This window comes from Streptomyces sp. NPDC050806, from assembly GCF_055586425.1.
Genome location: NZ_JBVJIF010000006.1, coordinates 435,838 through 450,599, shown reverse-complemented (window position 1 = coordinate 450,599; position 14,762 = coordinate 435,838). Strand labels below are relative to the sequence as shown.

The following is a 14,762-nucleotide window of genomic DNA, read 5'->3' as shown; positions in this document are numbered from 1 at the left end:
AGTTCGGAGGCGGCCGGCGCGCGCGTTCCACAGCGTGGGGACGCCTCCCGAGGGTTCCGGACCGCGCTGTGCGGCCTCCTGACGCCCCTTCGGTGAACGGGCCGAGCGGGCTCTCCGCGTACTGAGGGGCTCTCAATGACGAAGGGCGCCCCGGGAGTTCGTCCCGGAGCGCCCTGGGCGCGCCTGCGGCCTTCGCCGCGCGCTTCAGCCGTTCTTGATGCGGTTCGTCAGCTCGGTCACCTGGTTGTAGATGGAGCGCCGCTCCGCCATGAGCGCGCGGATCTTCCGGTCCGCGTGCATGACGGTGGTGTGGTCGCGGCCGCCGAAGTGTCCGCCGATCTTCGGCAGCGACAGGTCGGTCAGCTCACGGCACAGGTACATCGCGATCTGCCGCGCGGTCACCAGCACCCGGCTGCGCGAGGAGCCGCACAGGTCGTCCACCGAGAGCCCGAAGTAGTCGGCGGTGGCCGCCATGATCGCCGTGGCGGTGATCTCCGGCGCCGCGTCCTCGCCGCCCGGGATCAGGTCCTTCAGCACGATCTCGGTGAGGCCGAGGTCCACGGGCTGCCGGTTCAGCGAGGCGAAGGCCGTGACCCGGATCAGCGCGCCCTCCAGCTCACGGATGTTCCGCGAGATCCGGGAGGCGATGAACTCCAGTACCTCCGGCGGCGCGTTCAGCTGCTCCTGCACCGCCTTCTTGCGGAGGATCGCGATACGCGTCTCCAGCTCGGGCGGCTGGACGTCCGTGATCAGGCCCCACTCGAAGCGGTTGCGCAGCCGGTCCTCCAGGGTCACCAGCTGCTTGGGCGGCCGGTCACTGGAGAGCACGATCTGCTTGTTCGCGTTGTGCAGCGTGTTGAAGGTGTGGAAGAACTCCTCCTGCGTCGACTCCTTGCTCGCCAGGAACTGGATGTCGTCGACCAGCAGGATGTCCATGTCGCGGTAGCGCTTGCGGAACGCGTCCGCCTTGCCGTCGCGGATGGAGTTGATGAATTCGTTGGTGAACTCCTCGGAGCTCACGTATCTGACTCTCGTGCCCGGGTACAGGCTCCGCGCGTAGTGGCCGATCGCGTGCAGCAGGTGCGTCTTGCCGAGCCCGGACTCGCCGTAGATGAACAGCGGGTTGTACGCCTTGGCCGGAGCCTCGGCGACGGCGACCGCGGCGGCGTGCGCGAAGCGGTTCGAAGCGCCGATCACGAAGGTGTCGAAGAGGTACTTCGGATTCAGCCGCGCGGTGGGCTCGCCGGGGCCGGTCGCCGGCGCGGGCTGCGCCGCGAGCGGGCCGGGGGCGCCGCTGGGCGCGGGAAGGTTGCTGCCGTGGCCGCCCGGTGCCGCGTGCCGGCCGTGGCCGCCGGGCTGGAGGCCGTCGGTGTCGCGGTGCTGCGGGGACTGCTCGTACGGAGAGCGCGGCGCTTCGGAGTGCGGACGGTCACTGCCCTGTCGGCGGTAGTCGTCGCCACTCTGCGAGCGGTAGTCGTCACCCTGTGACCGGTAGTCGTCGTTCTGCGACCGATAGTCGCCGTGTGCCGGGCGGCCGTGCTGCTGAAGATGCGAGGGCGGCGTGGCATACGGGTCGCGCTCGGGGAAGCCGCCGAGCCGCTGCTGCTGCCAGCCGTAGTCGTCGTGTCGCCCGGAGTCGTCGCCCATGCCGGACCGGCGGTCGTCCGCGTGCTGCGGCCAGGCGCCGGGCGCGGGGCGCGGCTGCGGGTGCTGCTGCTGGTACTCGGGGTAGGCGGGGCGCACGGTGGGCAGCTCGTCGTTCTGATGGCCGCCGTGTCCACCCTGGGGTACGCCCTGTGGACCGTTTTCGTGGCCGCCCTGGGGCCCGCTCTGCCGACCGTAACCCTGGCGGCTGTCGTAGCTGTCGTACGCGTCGTGCGAGAGCTGCGGCTGCTGCGAGGGGAGGTGCTGCTGCGGAGGCGCGGGGGGCTGGGGCGCCTCGGAGGTGTCGTCGACGGTGATCGCGATACGGATCGGGCGGCCGCACTCGTGGCTCAGCGCCTCGCCGATCAGGGGGGCGAGCCGGCCTTCCAGCACGCCCTTCGCGAACTCATTGGGAACAGCGAGCAGCGCGGTGTCGGCGACCAGGGCGAGCGGCTGGGTCCGCTTGAGCCAGTCCTGGTCCTTGGGCTTGAGGCTGTCGCTCTCCGCCCGGAGCAGGTGGTCGAGTACCCGCGGCCACACTGCGGCAAGATCTGCAGGGACGTCAGCCACAGAGCACGCTCTCTCAGCAGGTCCCACGAATGTGTGATTCTCAGGACGGGCGGGAAGGAATCGGAGTTCAGCCACGGTAGTCAGCTGACCCGCGCGTGTTCAAGTTGTTGTCCACAGCCTGTGTACAGCGTGTCCTGTCATGGAGCCGGTTTGACCGGATGATGCGGCCGCGCGTACCGTAACCAGGTCGAGTTGTCGATGGCTGCTGCCGCCTGCCTCCGATGGGCAAAGATCGCGCCCAGCGATCGTGTAGCGGTGCACTCGGGCGTATGCGAGCTACTCGTGGGCGCACGGTGACAGCCAGTCGACGCCCCACACCTGTCTCGCAAGAGGCAACAATCTTTCCTGGAGCCCCCGAGTGAGCAAGCGCACCTTCCAGCCGAACAACCGTCGCCGCGCCAAGACCCACGGCTTCCGCCTGCGCATGCGTACGCGTGCCGGCCGCGCGATCCTCGCGTCCCGCCGTGGCAAGGGTCGCGCCCGTCTGTCGGCCTGACAGCCCGGCCTCTAGGTCCATGTCGTGCTGCCTACCGAGCATCGGCTGAGGCGGCGCGAGGACTTCGCGGCCGCGGTACGCCGAGGACGCAGGGCCGGGCGCCCGCTCCTCGTCGTCCATCTACGCAGCGGTGCAACGGACCCGCACGCACCGGGGGAAATGGTTCCCCCGGCGCGTGCGGGTTTCGTCGTGAGCAAGGCCATTGGCAATGCCGTGGTCCGCAACAAGGTCCAGCGCCGGCTCCGCCACCTCGTGCGCGATCGGCTGGATCGGCTGCCCGCCGGTAGCCTGGTTGTTGTACGAGCGCTGCCCGGCGCGGGCGATGCGGAGTACGAAGCGCTCGCGAATGATCTCGACGCCGCGCTGCAGCGCCTGCTGAGGACCCCCGGGCGGGACCCAGGAGGGGGCGCTTCATGAAGTACCCGCTGCTGCTGTTGATCAAGTTGTATCAGTGGACCATCAGCCCCTTGCTGGGCCCGGTCTGCAAGTACTACCCGTCGTGCTCCCACTATGGCTACACGGCCATCGACAGGCACGGCGCGGTAAAAGGGACAGCGCTGACCGCCTGGCGCATCCTGCGTTGCAATCCGTGGTCGCTCGGTGGTGTCGACCATGTACCGCCCCGGAAGCATCCGGTCTGGCACCAGCGGCTGAGGAGCCGCCTGGGAGACGGGCCCGCCGCCAATGAGCCCGCCGCACAGCCCGAGACTCAGCCCAACGCCCAAGGAGCTTGATTCGTGGACACGATCCTCGGTCCTCTCTATACCGCTGTCTCCTGGATCATCGTCCAGTTCCACTCGCTGTACAGCCTGGTCTTCGACCGGAACAGCGGCGCGGCATGGGGTCTGTCCATCGTGTCGCTCGTGGTTCTGATCCGTATCTGTCTGATCCCGCTCTTCGTGAAGCAGATCAAGTCGACGCGGAACATGCAGGCGCTCCAGCCGAAGATGAAGGCGATCCAGGAGCGCTACAAGAGCGACAAGCAGCGCCAGTCCGAAGAGATGATGAAGCTCTACAAGGAGACGGGCACCAACCCGCTCTCGAGCTGTCTCCCGATCCTGGCCCAGTCACCGTTCTTCATCTCGCTGTACCAGGTCCTGAACCACATCGCGCAGAACAAGACCGTCGGTGTGATCGACGCGCCGCTGCTGGCGAGCGCGCAGAAGGCCCACATCTTCGGTGCCCCGCTGTCCGTGAAGTTCATGGACTCGGCGTCCAAGGTCGAGGCGCTCGGTGCTTCCCTGACCGACGTCCGGGTCGTCACGGTCATCATGATCGTTCTGATGTCGGCGTCGCAGTTCTACACCCAGCGCCAGCTGATGACGAAGAACGTCGACCTCACGGTGAAGACGCCGTTCATGCAGCAGCAGAAGATGCTGATGTACGTCTTCCCGGTCATGTTCGCCGTCTTCGGTATCAACTTCCCCGTCGGTGTCCTCGTGTACTGGCTGACCACCAACGTGTGGACCATGGGCCAGCAGATGTTCGTCATCCGCCGTAACCCCACTCCCGGCAGCAAGGCCTTCGAGGAGCGCCAGGCGCGTCTGAAGGCCAAGGGCAAGCTGAAGGAGGACCCGGCGGAGGTCGAGGCGAAGCAGGCCGCCGAGGAAGCGCGTCAGCACCGCCAGCAGCCCAAGCGCCAGAGCAAGTCGCAGCGGCAGACCGCGGCCCCCGTGGCCGGCGGCACGCAGACCCGTACGCGGGCCCGCGCGGGTGCGCAGGGCGGGGACTCCACGGCCAAGGAAGGCCAGACGAAGCAGTCGCTGGAGAAGGACTCGGGCCAGAAGGCGGACGCGGCGAAGAAGAACGCCGCGCAGAAGTCGCAGGGCGGCAAGGGCAAGGGCAGCTCCGCCGCCGGTTCCTCCCGTAACGCCAAGTCCGGACAGCGCAAGGGCCAGCAGCGGCCCAAGCACCCGTCCAAGAAGTAGAAGGAGTTCTTCGTGACGGACACGACCCCTGCCGCCGAGGGCACCGACACCCTGTCCCGGCTGGAGCAGGAGGGCGAGATCGCGGCTGACTACCTCGAGGGCCTGCTGGACATCGCGGATCTCGACGGTGACATCGACATGGACGTCGAGGCCGACCGTGCCGCGGTGTCGATCATCAGTGACTCCACCGGCCGTGACCTGCAGAAGCTGGTCGGCCGGGACGGTGAGGTGCTGGAGGCGCTCCAGGAGCTGACCCGGCTGGCGGTGCACCGGGAGACCGGCGACCGCAGCCGTCTCATGCTGGACATCGCGGGCTACCGAGCCCGTAAGCGCGAGGAGCTCGCGGAGCTGGGTGCCAAGGCGGCCCAGGAGGCGAAGACCTCGGGCGAGCCGGTGAAGCTCAAGGCGATGACGCCGTTCGAGCGCAAGGTGGTGCACGACGCCGTCGCGGCGGCCGGGCTGCGCAGCGAGTCCGAGGGCGAGGAGCCCCAGCGCCGGGTTGTCGTGCTCCCGGCCTGATCCGCCGGCGCTCGCGCGTTTCTTGTGGCCCCGTCTGTTCGCAGGCGGGGTCATGTCTTGTCAGCCTTCTGTGTGGACCGGAATCCGACCGGGCACCGGCAGTATCAGCAGTTCAGAGGAAGGGCGGTAACCGTGACGGAGTCAGCGGCGGAGCTTCCCCCGGCGCCGGAGGCGGCGCGGGAGATGTTCGGTGAGCGCTTCCCGGAGGCCGTACGGTACGGCGAGCTGCTCGCCGACGCGGGCGTGCGGCGCGGGCTGATCGGTCCGCGTGAGGTGCCGCGGCTGTGGGAGCGGCACTTGCTGAATTGCGCGGTGCTCTCCGAGGTGGTCCCCGAGGGTGTCTCGGTGTGCGACGTGGGCTCGGGCGCGGGCCTTCCGGGCATCCCCCTGGCGCTGGTGCGCCCGGACCTGAAGATCACCCTGCTGGAGCCGCTGCTGCGGCGCACGAACTTCCTTCAGGAAGTCGTGGAGCTGCTGGGCCTGGACCATGTGACCGTGGTGCGGGGCCGGGCCGAAGAGGTGATGGGCAAGATTCCTCAGGTCCACGTGGTGACCGCGCGTGCGGTGGCGCCGCTGGACCGGCTGGCCGGCTGGGGCGTGCCGCTGCTGCGGCCGTACGGCGAGATGCTGGCGCTCAAGGGCGACACCGCGGACGAGGAGCTGAAGGGTGCCCGGGCGGCGCTCAGCAAGCTCGGCGTCGTGGAGACGTCCGTGGTGCACGTCGGCGAGGGCGTGGTGGACCCGATGTCCACGGTCGTCCGCGTGGAGGTGGGCGAGAGCCCCGGCGGCGTCCGCTTCGCGGCCAAGCGCGCCAAGGCGAACCGCGCCAACCGGCCTGCCAGGGGACGGCGACGCTAGGCCTCAGCAGCGCACAAAACCAGACGCAGACAGGAGCGCTTTCCGTCCGCTGACGGGGAGCGCTCCGGCCGTCCGAGTCCAGTGGTGTCGCTCGAACCGGCCAGGCCCATGCTCCATACAAACCACCAAAACGACATAAGCCGGAGTGTCGCGGGGGAATGGGACACGGTGCTGGCATCGTGTTTCACGTGAAACGTCGCTCCCTGCTGCATGGAATCATCAGCCGAGGTCGTGCGGCTGCCGCACCGCGAGGCCACCGACCCGGTCGGGTCACGGATGTATCCACAGAGGAGGATTCATCCACAGGAGACAGGGCCTCCCTGGTTCACGACACCGAAACCATGGCAGGCTCTGAGCATTGCGAGCCTGAAGTCGAGGAGAGTGAATCCTTGCGGTCCGACGCCAACATCGCGGGCCCGATGACCGATCCGGTCCCCGGTCCCCGTAGCGAGTCGCTCGGGGACGACGTTTCACGTGAAACGCCGCCCCCCATGGACGACACCCCGATCGGTCGTGCTGCTCAGTTGGCGGTCCAGGCCCTGGGCCGTGCGGGAGAGGGCCTTCCACGCCCCGAGCAGACCCGGGTCATGGTGGTGGCCAACCAGAAGGGCGGGGTCGGTAAGACCACGACCACCGTGAACCTGGCGGCCTCACTCGCCCTGCACGGGGCACGAGTGCTGGTGGTCGACCTGGACCCGCAGGGCAACGCCTCCACGGCCCTGGGGATCGATCATCACTCCGAGGTCCCCTCCATCTACGACGTGCTGGTGGACAGCAAGCCGCTCTCCGACGTGGTGCAGCCGGTGCCGGACGTGGAGGGGCTGTTCTGCGCGCCCGCCACGATCGACCTGGCCGGCGCGGAGATCGAACTGGTCTCGCTGGTGGCGCGGGAGAGCCGGCTGGACCGGGCCATCAAGGCCTATGAACAGCCGCTGGACTACATCCTCATCGACTGTCCGCCCTCGCTCGGTCTGCTCACGGTCAACGCCCTGGTGGCCGGTGCCGAGGTGCTGATCCCGATCCAGTGCGAGTACTACGCGCTGGAGGGGCTGGGCCAGCTGCTGCGGAACGTGGACCTGGTCCGAGGCCACCTGAACCCCAAGCTGCATGTGTCGACGATCCTGCTGACCATGTACGACGGGCGTACCCGGCTTGCCTCCCAGGTCGCCGATGAGGTGCGCAGCCACTTCGGCAGCGAGGTACTGAGAACCAGCATTCCCCGCTCGGTGCGTATTTCCGAGGCGCCGAGCTACGGGCAGACGGTGCTCACCTATGATCCGGGCTCCAGCGGATCGCTGTCCTACCTCGAAGCGGCGCGGGAGATCGCGCTGCGCGGGGCACCGGGGACGGCAGGCCAGGGGCTCAGCGTGACCTATGAATCACAGCACAGCATGTCGGAGGGGACTCAGTGAGCGAACGACGTAGAGGACTGGGCCGCGGGCTCGGTGCGCTGATCCCCGCGGCACCGCAGGGTTCGGACAACGCCGGCCCCGCGGTGGGCAGGGGAACGACATCGCCGTCGGCAGTGCCGGTGATGACGTCGGAGCGAGGCGTGGCCGCGGCGAAGGTGGCAGCGATCCCGGACGCCGCCGTTTCACGTGAAACAGAGGCACCGGCCGAACCGACGACGGAGGCTCAGGAGGCCCAGGTCGCCGGCGCGCACTTCGCCGAACTGCCGCTCGACGCCATCACGCCCAATCCGCGACAGCCGCGTGAGGTGTTCGACGAGGACGCTCTCGCGGAGCTGATCACCTCCATCCAGGAGGTGGGCCTGCTCCAGCCGGTCGTCGTGCGGAGCACCGGGTCGGATCGGTACGAGCTCATCATGGGCGAGCGCCGCTGGCGGGCCTGCCGTGAGGCCGGGCTGGAGAAGATTCCGGCGATCGTCCGGGCGACGGACGACGAGAAGCTTCTCCTGGACGCTCTCCTGGAGAACCTCCACCGGGCCCAGCTGAACCCGCTGGAGGAGGCGGCGGCCTACGACCAGCTGCTGAAGGACTTCAACTGCACGCACGACGAGCTGGCGGACCGGATCGGCCGGTCGCGCTCGCAGATCTCCAACACGCTGCGGCTGCTGAAGCTCTCACTGCCGGTGCGGCGACGGGTCGCGGCCGGGGTGCTCTCGGCTGGTCATGCGCGGGCGCTGCTGGCCGTGGAGGACTCCGAGGAGCAGGACCGGCTGGCCCACCGCATCGTGGCCGAAGGCCTCTCCGTCCGGGCGGTCGAGGAGATCGTCACGCTCATGGGGTCCGAGCCCAAGAGCACCTCGCGGGCGAAGGGGCCGCGGGCCGGTACTCGCGTCTCGCCCGCGCTGACCGATCTGGCCTCCCGGCTCTCGGACCGCTTCGAGACGCGGGTGAAGGTCGACCTCGGCCAGAAGAAGGGCAAGATCGTCGTGGAGTTCGCCTCGATAGACGATCTTGACCGCATCCTCGGCTCGCTGGCCCCCGGTGAGGGCAAGGTGCTCGAGAAGCAGCTGGAGGAGGACAGCGACGAGGCGTGAGTGACGCCGCCGTCCTCCAAGGGGCGGGTCGTGTGCCGGTCTGGTGGCCGGAACGCGGCCCGCCCTTTGCCATTGCGCGGTACCCCGGTAGGTGTGTCCCGGTTACGATGCGTTCGGGTATGGCACGCATCCACTCGGAGTCACCTCACGACGAGGAGAGGCCATGCGATCGGTGAGCCGCACCGGATTGATGGCAGCGGGGTTCGGTCTGGGCGCAGTCGGCGGGTTCGTCGGTGGTCTGCTCAGGGAGCGCGTTCCGCTGACCGGGCCGGGAGGTGCGGTGGGCGAGGGAAGTGAGGACCTGGCTTCATGGGGCGTCGGCTCGTACCGCTCACGCTGGACAACCTTCCGGATGTCCCAAAGCGCTGCCGCTCGTGTGTCTTCTGGGAGCTCGACCCCGTCAGCGGCGAGGCCGCGGTAAAGGGCGGCCGGCCCGAGCTGGAGAAGGAAGCCTGGATCTCGGCCGTGCTGCTGGAGTGGGGCTCCTGCGGCCGGGTCGTCTATGTGGACGAGGTCCCCGTCGGCTTCGTGCTGTACGCGCCTCCGGCCTACGTGCCACGTTCCACCGCCTTCCCGACGAGCCCCGTCTCCCCCGATGCCGTACAGCTGATGACCGCCTGGCTCATCCCCGGCTACCAGGGCCAGGGGCTGGGCCGGGTCATGGTCCAGACGGTGGCGAAGGATCTGCTGCGCCGGGGCTTCAAGGCGATCGAGGCGTTCGGCGATGCGAAGTGGACCGAGCCGGCGTGCGTGCTGCCCGCCGACCATCTGCTCGCGGTGGGCTTCAAGACGGTACGGCCGCACCCCCGCTATCCGCGGTTGCGCCTGGAACTCCGTACGACGCTGTCCTGGAAGGAAGACGTGGAACTCGCGCTGGACCGGCTGCTGGGCGCGGTCCAGAAGGAGCCCGTGCTGCGACCACTGTAGGCGGACAGCGAAACGGGCCCGCCCCGAAGGGCGGGCCCGTTTCACGTGAAACAGCGTGCGGAGATCAGGCGAGGTAGTCCGCCAGGTCCCGCTCGATCGCGGCCTTGGGCTTGGCACCGACGATGGTCTTCACGACCTCGCCGCCCTGGTAGACGTTCATGGTCGGGATCGACATGACGCCGTACTTGGCGGTGGTCGCGGGGTTCTCGTCGGTGTTGAGCTTGGCGATGACGATCTCGTCGTGCTCCGCGGCGATGGCCTCCAGGGAGGGGGCAACCTGGCGGCACGGGCCGCACCAGGTGGCCCAGAAGTCGACGAGTACAGGCTTGTCGCTCTTGAGGACGACCTCTTCGAAGTTGTCGTCCGTCACGGTCACCGTGGCACCGGCCATGGCGTTCTCCTTACTGGGTGGGTGTGAACAGCTGACGTTCAGGGCTCAGGCGGTGGGGGTCTGCTCCGGCTCGGCCGGGGTCTGCTCGGGCTCGGCCGGCTCGCTGTCGGTCAGCGAGGCGAGGAAGCGCTCGGCGTCCAGGGCGGCGGAGCAGCCGGTGCCGGCGGCGGTGATCGCCTGGCGGTAGGTGTGGTCCACGACGTCGCCGGCGGCGAAGACGCCCTGGATGTTGGTGTGGGTGCTGGGCGCGTCGACCTTGAGGTAGCCCTCGTCGTCCAGCTTCAGCTGGCCCTTGAACAGCTCCGTACGCGGGTCGTGGCCGATGGCGATGAACAGGCCGGTGACCGGGAGCTCGGAGGTGTCGCCGGTCTGGACGTTGCGCAGGGTCAGGCCGGAAAGCTTGTTCTCACCGTGGATCTCGGCGACCTCGCTGTCCCACACGAACTTGATCTTCGGGTCGGCGAAGGCACGCTCCTGCATGGCCTTCGACGCGCGCAGGGTGTCGCGGCGGTGGACGATGGTGACCGACTTGGCGAAGCGGGAGAGGAAGGTCGCCTCCTCCATGGCCGTGTCGCCGCCGCCGATGACGGCGATGTCCTGGTCCTTGAAGAAGAAGCCGTCACAGGTGGCGCACCACGACACGCCACGGCCCGAGAGCTCGTCCTCGCGGGGCAGGCCCAGCTTGCGGTGCTGGGAGCCGGTGGTGACGATCACGGCGTGGGCACGGTGCACGGTGCCGGCGGAGTCCGTGACGGTCTTGATCGGCTCGGAGAGGTCCACGGCGGTGACATCGTCGGGGATCAGCTCGGCGCCGAAGCGCTCGGCCTGGGCCCGCATGTTGTCCATCAGGTCCGGCCCCATGATGCCCTCGCGGAAGCCGGGGAAGTTCTCCACATCGGTGGTGTTCATCAGTGCGCCACCGGCGGTGACGGCGCCCTCGAACACCAGCGGCTTCAGCGAGGCACGGGCGGTGTAGAGCGCGGCGGTGTAGCCCGCAGGCCCGGAGCCGATGATGATCACGTTACGGACGTCGCTCACGGGTGTCTTCCTTGTCTCTGCCGACTGCGTTGGGTGGGCTGGAGGAACTCTCACCCCACCCAACGGATCCTACGGGGCGAGCATTCCCGCAGTGTTCCAGCGCTCCCGTACCGGCCCGGTGCCCGCCGCGTCAGCCGTCGGCTCAGCCGCGGGGGTAAGTCCCGCTGAGCAGGATCTTCCCCGGGGCGGGCGGTGATGCCGAGACGCAGCCCGCGGAGACCACATAGGCAGAGACCCGGGAGGCGTCCGACGGGTGCGGCAGCACGACGAGGTACGCCTCCTTGCCCCGATAGGTGTCGCGGGTCGCGGCCAGCGGCTTCTCGGAACGGGCGAGACCTTCCCGTACGCAGGAGGGGATCGTGTCGTCCGCGCCCCGCAGCGGCGTCTGGGGCGAGCTCTGGGTGCCCACGTCCGGCGCCTTGCTGCGACGTGGCTCGTCGAGCAGATCACGCACATGGCTGCCCAGTGTCGCGGAGCTGAGAGACGCGTCACCGTTGTTCGTCTCGGTGGCGTTCACTCCGGGGTCCTGCTCGTGTCCCGGATTCCCGGAACCATTCTGCAGAAGGATGCCACCGATCCCGAGTACGGCCGCCGCGGCCGCTGTGCCGAGCAGCACCTTGGGCCAGCGGTGCGCCCGCGTGGTGCGGGTGCCGGGTGCCTTTCGGCCGGGGCCCGTGGCGGAGCGGGGGTACCCGGCCGGGCGATCGGCGGAACTGCCGCCCGAGCGGGTCGGCACTGTTTCACGTGAAACACCGCCGCGGCCCGTCTCCGATGTTTCACGTGAAACAGCGCTGTCGTCCGGCCCTGCCGATTGCTGGGCGACGATCCGCGCACCGTCGCCGACGGTCGTCGGCACCAGGGCGGGCCCACCCGCGGGGGCCGTGGCATCGAGCAGCGCTTCCGCTGCCAGGGCGGCGTCGATGCGTCCCACGACGTCATCCGGCATCCGTACGGGCCCGGGTAGCGTGCCGAGCAGACTGCGGATCTCCTCCAGCGAGCTGTGGACGTCCTCACACAGCGGACAGCCGTCGAGGTGCGCGCGGAGATCCGCTGCGCGGCCGGGTGCAAGCAACCCGTCCGCGAGCGCAGAGATCTCCGCGACCTCCGGATGCCCGCCCGTGTCGGTCGTGGATGTCACGCTCGCCCACCTCCGCCCTTCACGGCCCCTGAGTCGTTGGGTCCTGCCGTCTGTGGGACGGATGTCCCCTGCGCCCGGTTCCTTCCCCCGCCTGAGGTGCCCTTATCCCCGTCTTCGGCGCGCAGATGGGTGAGCATCGGGAGAAGCCGGGCCCGGCCGCGCGCGCACCGGCTCTTCACCGTTCCGGTGGGGACGCCAAGTACTTCGGCGGCCTCGGCGACGGGGTAGCCCTGCATATCGACCAGGACGAGGGCCGCGCGCTGTTCGGCGGGGAGTGTGCGGAGGGCGCTGAGCAGTTCGCGGTGGAGGTCCTGCCGCTCGGCGGGCACGGCTGCGGACTCGTGCGGCTCGATGAGCTGCTCCAGCCGCTCGGTCTCCGCTACCGGCGAGGTGCGCCGGGAAGCCGCCTTGCGGGCCCGGTCCAGGCAGGCGTTGACCGTGATGCGGTGCAGCCAGGTGGTGACGGCCGACTGGCCGCGGAAGGTGTGGGCGGCGCGGTAGGCGGACACCAGGGCGTCCTGTACGGCATCGGCCGCTTCCTCGCGGTCGCCGAGGGTGCGCAGCGCCACCGCCCACAGCCGGTCACGGTGGCGCCTGACGATCTCTCCGAAGGCGTCGGGGTCACCCTCGACATGACGGGCGAGGAGCGCCTGGTCGGAGGGGCGGGAGTCATCTGCCATGGCCCGCCCCGCAGGAGCCGGCCCGGCGCGGGCCGGGGAGCCAGGACCACGCGGACGGGATCACGGGACGCCACCGGCCCGGTGCCGCGCGGGCACGGGCGTCGACCGGACCAACCGGGTCACCGGCCGTTCCGGCCTCTCCTACGACGGTGGGCATCACTGCGCCATCACGCATAACCGAACCCCTGGCGTCAAGCTGTAGACGGGAGCTTACATACGGGTGCTCGGTGGAACCAGACTCCAGGACGACGGCCGCGGCAGGCGGCCACGGACGCCCGAGGAGGCCCGGGGAGCCCCAGTGCGTGCCGGCCGTTGTCCGTGTCGACATCCTGGCGCCCCCTGCTGCCCACCCCTAGCTGAGGACCTGGATCTCCTTGATCTGGCCCCGGTAGTTGCCATCGTCCTTCAACGGGAGGTCGGTGAGCCAGACCAATACGTAACGTGTCTTGATCGGCTCCTTGGCGCGGAGGGTGACGGACTCCCCCTTGCCGCTGGCGATCTTCTTGTAGCCGTCCAGGGTCGTGGGCGCATCGCCGCTGTCCTCGGGCGCGGCACGGAAGTCGAGCGAGGTGTCCCCCAGGAGATCGACCTTGATGCTGCCGACCTGCTGGACCTTTTCGAGGTCGAGAACCAGCCCCACGCCGCTCTTCAGACCACCGAAATCCGAGCGGCCGTAGTAGTTCCGGGTGGGCCAGTAGGTGTCGGCGTTGCCATCGGCGGCCTTGGTGGCTTCCTGGGGGTTCTCCGTACCGTCGCCGGCGGGCGGCGGGTCGAAGTCCATCACCTTGTCGACGTGCACCGGCTTGCCCGATACCGCCTCCGCGTTGCCCCCGGTGGTCTGGGAGCTCCCCGAGTCGTCCTGGTTCCGGTCCTTCAGCAGGGTGTCGGCCAGCTGCCAGCTGCCCAGGCCCAGGGCGGCGATCAGCAGCGCGGAGACGCACCACTTGGCCGCCCTGCCCGTACGGCTCTGCAGCGGGGCCGGCGGTGCGGGAACCGGGCGGGTGGCCGCCGGCCCGGTCCGGCCGGTGCCGGACGTCTGCGCGTACGAGCCCTGCTGGTAGCCGGTGCGCTGGTAGGGCGGCGGGGTGGTGAAGGAGGTCTCCGGCGGGCGGATGCGCGGCATGGCGCCGACGGCCTTGGCCAGCTCCTCCGGGGTGGTGCAGGGCTGCTCCTGGCGGGAGGCGGTGGCGCCGTCGTTGACCAGGGCGCGCATCGCCAGCTCGGACAGGCCGCGGTGCACTCCGGCCCGCACCTGGTCGGGCGCGATCAGACCGACGCCCTTGGGCAGCCCGGACAGGCCGTACGCGTCGTTCTCGTACGGCCAGCGCTGGGTCAGCGCCGCGTACAGCAGGGCGCCGATCGACTCGGTGTCGGTGCGCTGCGGGTGCTCGCTGGTCAGGCCGCGCAGCGCGGCCATGATGGCCAGGCCCCGGATGCGGTACTGGCCGGAGGAGGTGCGCAGGACGGAACCGGGGGTCAGCCGGAGGTGCGCCAGACCTTCACGGTGGGCGGCGGCCATGGCCTGGGAGACCTGGGTCACGAGCTGGTAGGCGTCGTGCGGTTCGAGCGGTCCGGAGGCGAGGACGGTGGTCAGTTCAGTGGCGTCGGGGAGCCACTCGTGCACGACGTAGACCAGGTCGTTCTCCTCGACGGCGTCGAGGACCTGGACGAAGCGCGGGTCGCCGAGCAGCGCGGCGGACCGTGCGGCGGAGAGCACGGGGCGGGCACGCGGGTGGTCGGCGGGCAGGAGGTGGACACCGACGGCGCGGCGCAGTTTCTCGTCGACGGCACGCCAGCTGCTGAAGCCGTCCAGCCGGGTGACGCATTCCTCCAGACGGTAACGCCTGGCCAGCTTGTGACCGCTGTGCAGTTCGAGCGGCTCAGCCTCGGTTGTCGTGGCACTCTTCGCGCCGCTGTCCGCGGTGTCCTGCGCCGCGTCGGCCACCTTCTCGGCCTTCGTGCCGTCGGTCGTGGCCTCGTCCGCCTTGGCGGCGAGCGGCTCTCCACCGCTCGTGTCGGCCACGTCGACGGCAGCCGTGCTCCGTTCCGCCACCGTCGTTCCTGCCTCCC

The 14,762-nt window shown here is 69.5% G+C and carries 15 protein-coding genes; 9 read left to right on the top strand and 6 right to left on the bottom strand.

Features of this window, described 5'->3' with window-relative positions; translation table 11 throughout:
• Positions 1-204: 204 nt before the first annotated feature.
• On the bottom strand, positions 205-2,214 hold the full coding sequence (gene dnaA, locus ACZ6WH_RS21355) for a chromosomal replication initiator protein DnaA (RefSeq protein ID WP_469729922.1): 2,010 nt from the start codon (positions 2,212-2,214) through the stop codon (positions 205-207).
• Between the two features lie 358 nt (positions 2,215-2,572).
• On the opposite strand from dnaA, the gene rpmH reads away from it, so the two are divergent.
• From rpmH to ACZ6WH_RS21310, 9 genes are all read left to right on the top strand, one after another.
• Positions 2,573-2,710, top strand: a complete 138-nt coding sequence (gene rpmH, locus ACZ6WH_RS21350; RefSeq protein WP_003949374.1) for a 50S ribosomal protein L34 — start codon at positions 2,573-2,575, stop codon at positions 2,708-2,710.
• Between the two features lie 24 nt (positions 2,711-2,734).
• Complete coding sequence (rnpA, locus tag ACZ6WH_RS21345; protein ID WP_469729921.1) at positions 2,735-3,127, top strand: ribonuclease P protein component; 393 nt, start codon at positions 2,735-2,737, stop codon at positions 3,125-3,127.
• Entirely contained in the window at positions 3,124-3,444 is a 321-nt protein-coding gene (yidD, locus tag ACZ6WH_RS21340; protein WP_432856856.1) for a membrane protein insertion efficiency factor YidD, read from the top strand. Before rnpA ends, yidD begins: the two co-directional genes overlap by 4 nt.
• Positions 3,445-3,447: 3 nt before the next feature.
• Entirely contained in the window at positions 3,448-4,638 is a 1,191-nt protein-coding gene (gene yidC, locus ACZ6WH_RS21335) for a membrane protein insertase YidC (protein ID WP_432856858.1), read from the top strand.
• Between the two features lie 12 nt (positions 4,639-4,650).
• A complete protein-coding gene (locus ACZ6WH_RS21330) occupies positions 4,651-5,157 on the top strand; it encodes a Jag family protein (RefSeq protein WP_361553353.1) in 507 nt (168 codons plus the stop codon).
• A 132-nt stretch (positions 5,158-5,289) separates the two neighbouring features.
• Positions 5,290-6,015 carry a 16S rRNA (guanine(527)-N(7))-methyltransferase RsmG gene (gene rsmG, locus ACZ6WH_RS21325; RefSeq protein ID WP_361553350.1) on the top strand — a complete coding sequence of 242 codons (726 nt, stop codon included), beginning with the start codon at positions 5,290-5,292 and terminating at the stop codon, positions 6,013-6,015.
• A 341-nt stretch (positions 6,016-6,356) separates the two neighbouring features.
• Positions 6,357-7,427, top strand: coding sequence for a ParA family protein (locus ACZ6WH_RS21320; protein ID WP_469729920.1), 1,071 nt, complete (start codon positions 6,357-6,359; stop codon positions 7,425-7,427).
• On the top strand, positions 7,424-8,518 hold the full coding sequence (locus ACZ6WH_RS21315; protein ID WP_432856863.1) for a ParB/RepB/Spo0J family partition protein: 1,095 nt from the start codon (positions 7,424-7,426) through the stop codon (positions 8,516-8,518). The genes ACZ6WH_RS21320 and ACZ6WH_RS21315 overlap by 4 nt, the downstream gene beginning before the upstream one ends.
• 309 nt (positions 8,519-8,827) lie before the next feature.
• Positions 8,828-9,445 carry a GNAT family N-acetyltransferase gene (locus tag ACZ6WH_RS21310; RefSeq protein WP_052866242.1) on the top strand — a complete coding sequence of 206 codons (618 nt, stop codon included), beginning with the start codon at positions 8,828-8,830 and terminating at the stop codon, positions 9,443-9,445.
• 64 nt (positions 9,446-9,509) lie between these two features.
• On the opposite strand, the gene trxA is transcribed toward ACZ6WH_RS21310, so the two are convergent.
• From trxA to ACZ6WH_RS21285, 5 genes are all read right to left on the bottom strand, one after another.
• Positions 9,510-9,836, bottom strand: coding sequence for a thioredoxin (gene trxA, locus ACZ6WH_RS21305; protein WP_030615259.1), 327 nt, complete (start codon positions 9,834-9,836; stop codon positions 9,510-9,512).
• Positions 9,837-9,881: 45 nt separating this feature from the next.
• Positions 9,882-10,874 (bottom strand): thioredoxin-disulfide reductase, encoded by a 993-nt coding sequence (gene trxB / locus ACZ6WH_RS21300; protein ID WP_432856868.1) that lies wholly within the window; start codon positions 10,872-10,874, stop codon positions 9,882-9,884.
• Between the two features lie 142 nt (positions 10,875-11,016).
• Entirely contained in the window at positions 11,017-12,012 is a 996-nt protein-coding gene (locus ACZ6WH_RS21295; protein ID WP_469729919.1) for an anti-sigma factor family protein, read from the bottom strand.
• The gene (gene sigM / locus ACZ6WH_RS21290) at positions 12,009-12,692 is read right to left on the bottom strand and encodes an RNA polymerase sigma factor SigM (RefSeq protein ID WP_469729918.1); all 684 of its coding nucleotides are present in this window, start codon (positions 12,690-12,692) and stop codon (positions 12,009-12,011) included. Before sigM ends, ACZ6WH_RS21295 begins: the two co-directional genes overlap by 4 nt.
• Before the next feature lie 352 nt (positions 12,693-13,044).
• Positions 13,045-14,745 (bottom strand): protein kinase family protein, encoded by a 1,701-nt coding sequence (locus tag ACZ6WH_RS21285; RefSeq protein ID WP_469729917.1) that lies wholly within the window; start codon positions 14,743-14,745, stop codon positions 13,045-13,047.
• Positions 14,746-14,762: the final 17 nt, after the last annotated feature.

Excerpts from the sequence above, each read along its gene's own strand:
- yidD (WP_432856856.1), top strand. The coding sequence starts at position 3,124 with ATGAAGTACCCGCTGCTGCTGTTGATCAAGTTGTATCAGTGGACCATC.
- ACZ6WH_RS21320 (WP_469729920.1), top strand. The coding sequence starts at position 6,357 with ATGGCAGGCTCTGAGCATTGCGAGCCTGAAGTCGAGGAGAGTGAATCC.
- ACZ6WH_RS21310 (WP_052866242.1), top strand. The coding sequence starts at position 8,828 with ATGGGGCGTCGGCTCGTACCGCTCACGCTGGACAACCTTCCGGATGTC.
- trxA (WP_030615259.1), bottom strand. The coding sequence starts at position 9,836 with ATGGCCGGTGCCACGGTGACCGTGACGGACGACAACTTCGAAGAGGTC.
- sigM (WP_469729918.1), bottom strand. The coding sequence starts at position 12,692 with ATGGCAGATGACTCCCGCCCCTCCGACCAGGCGCTCCTCGCCCGTCAT.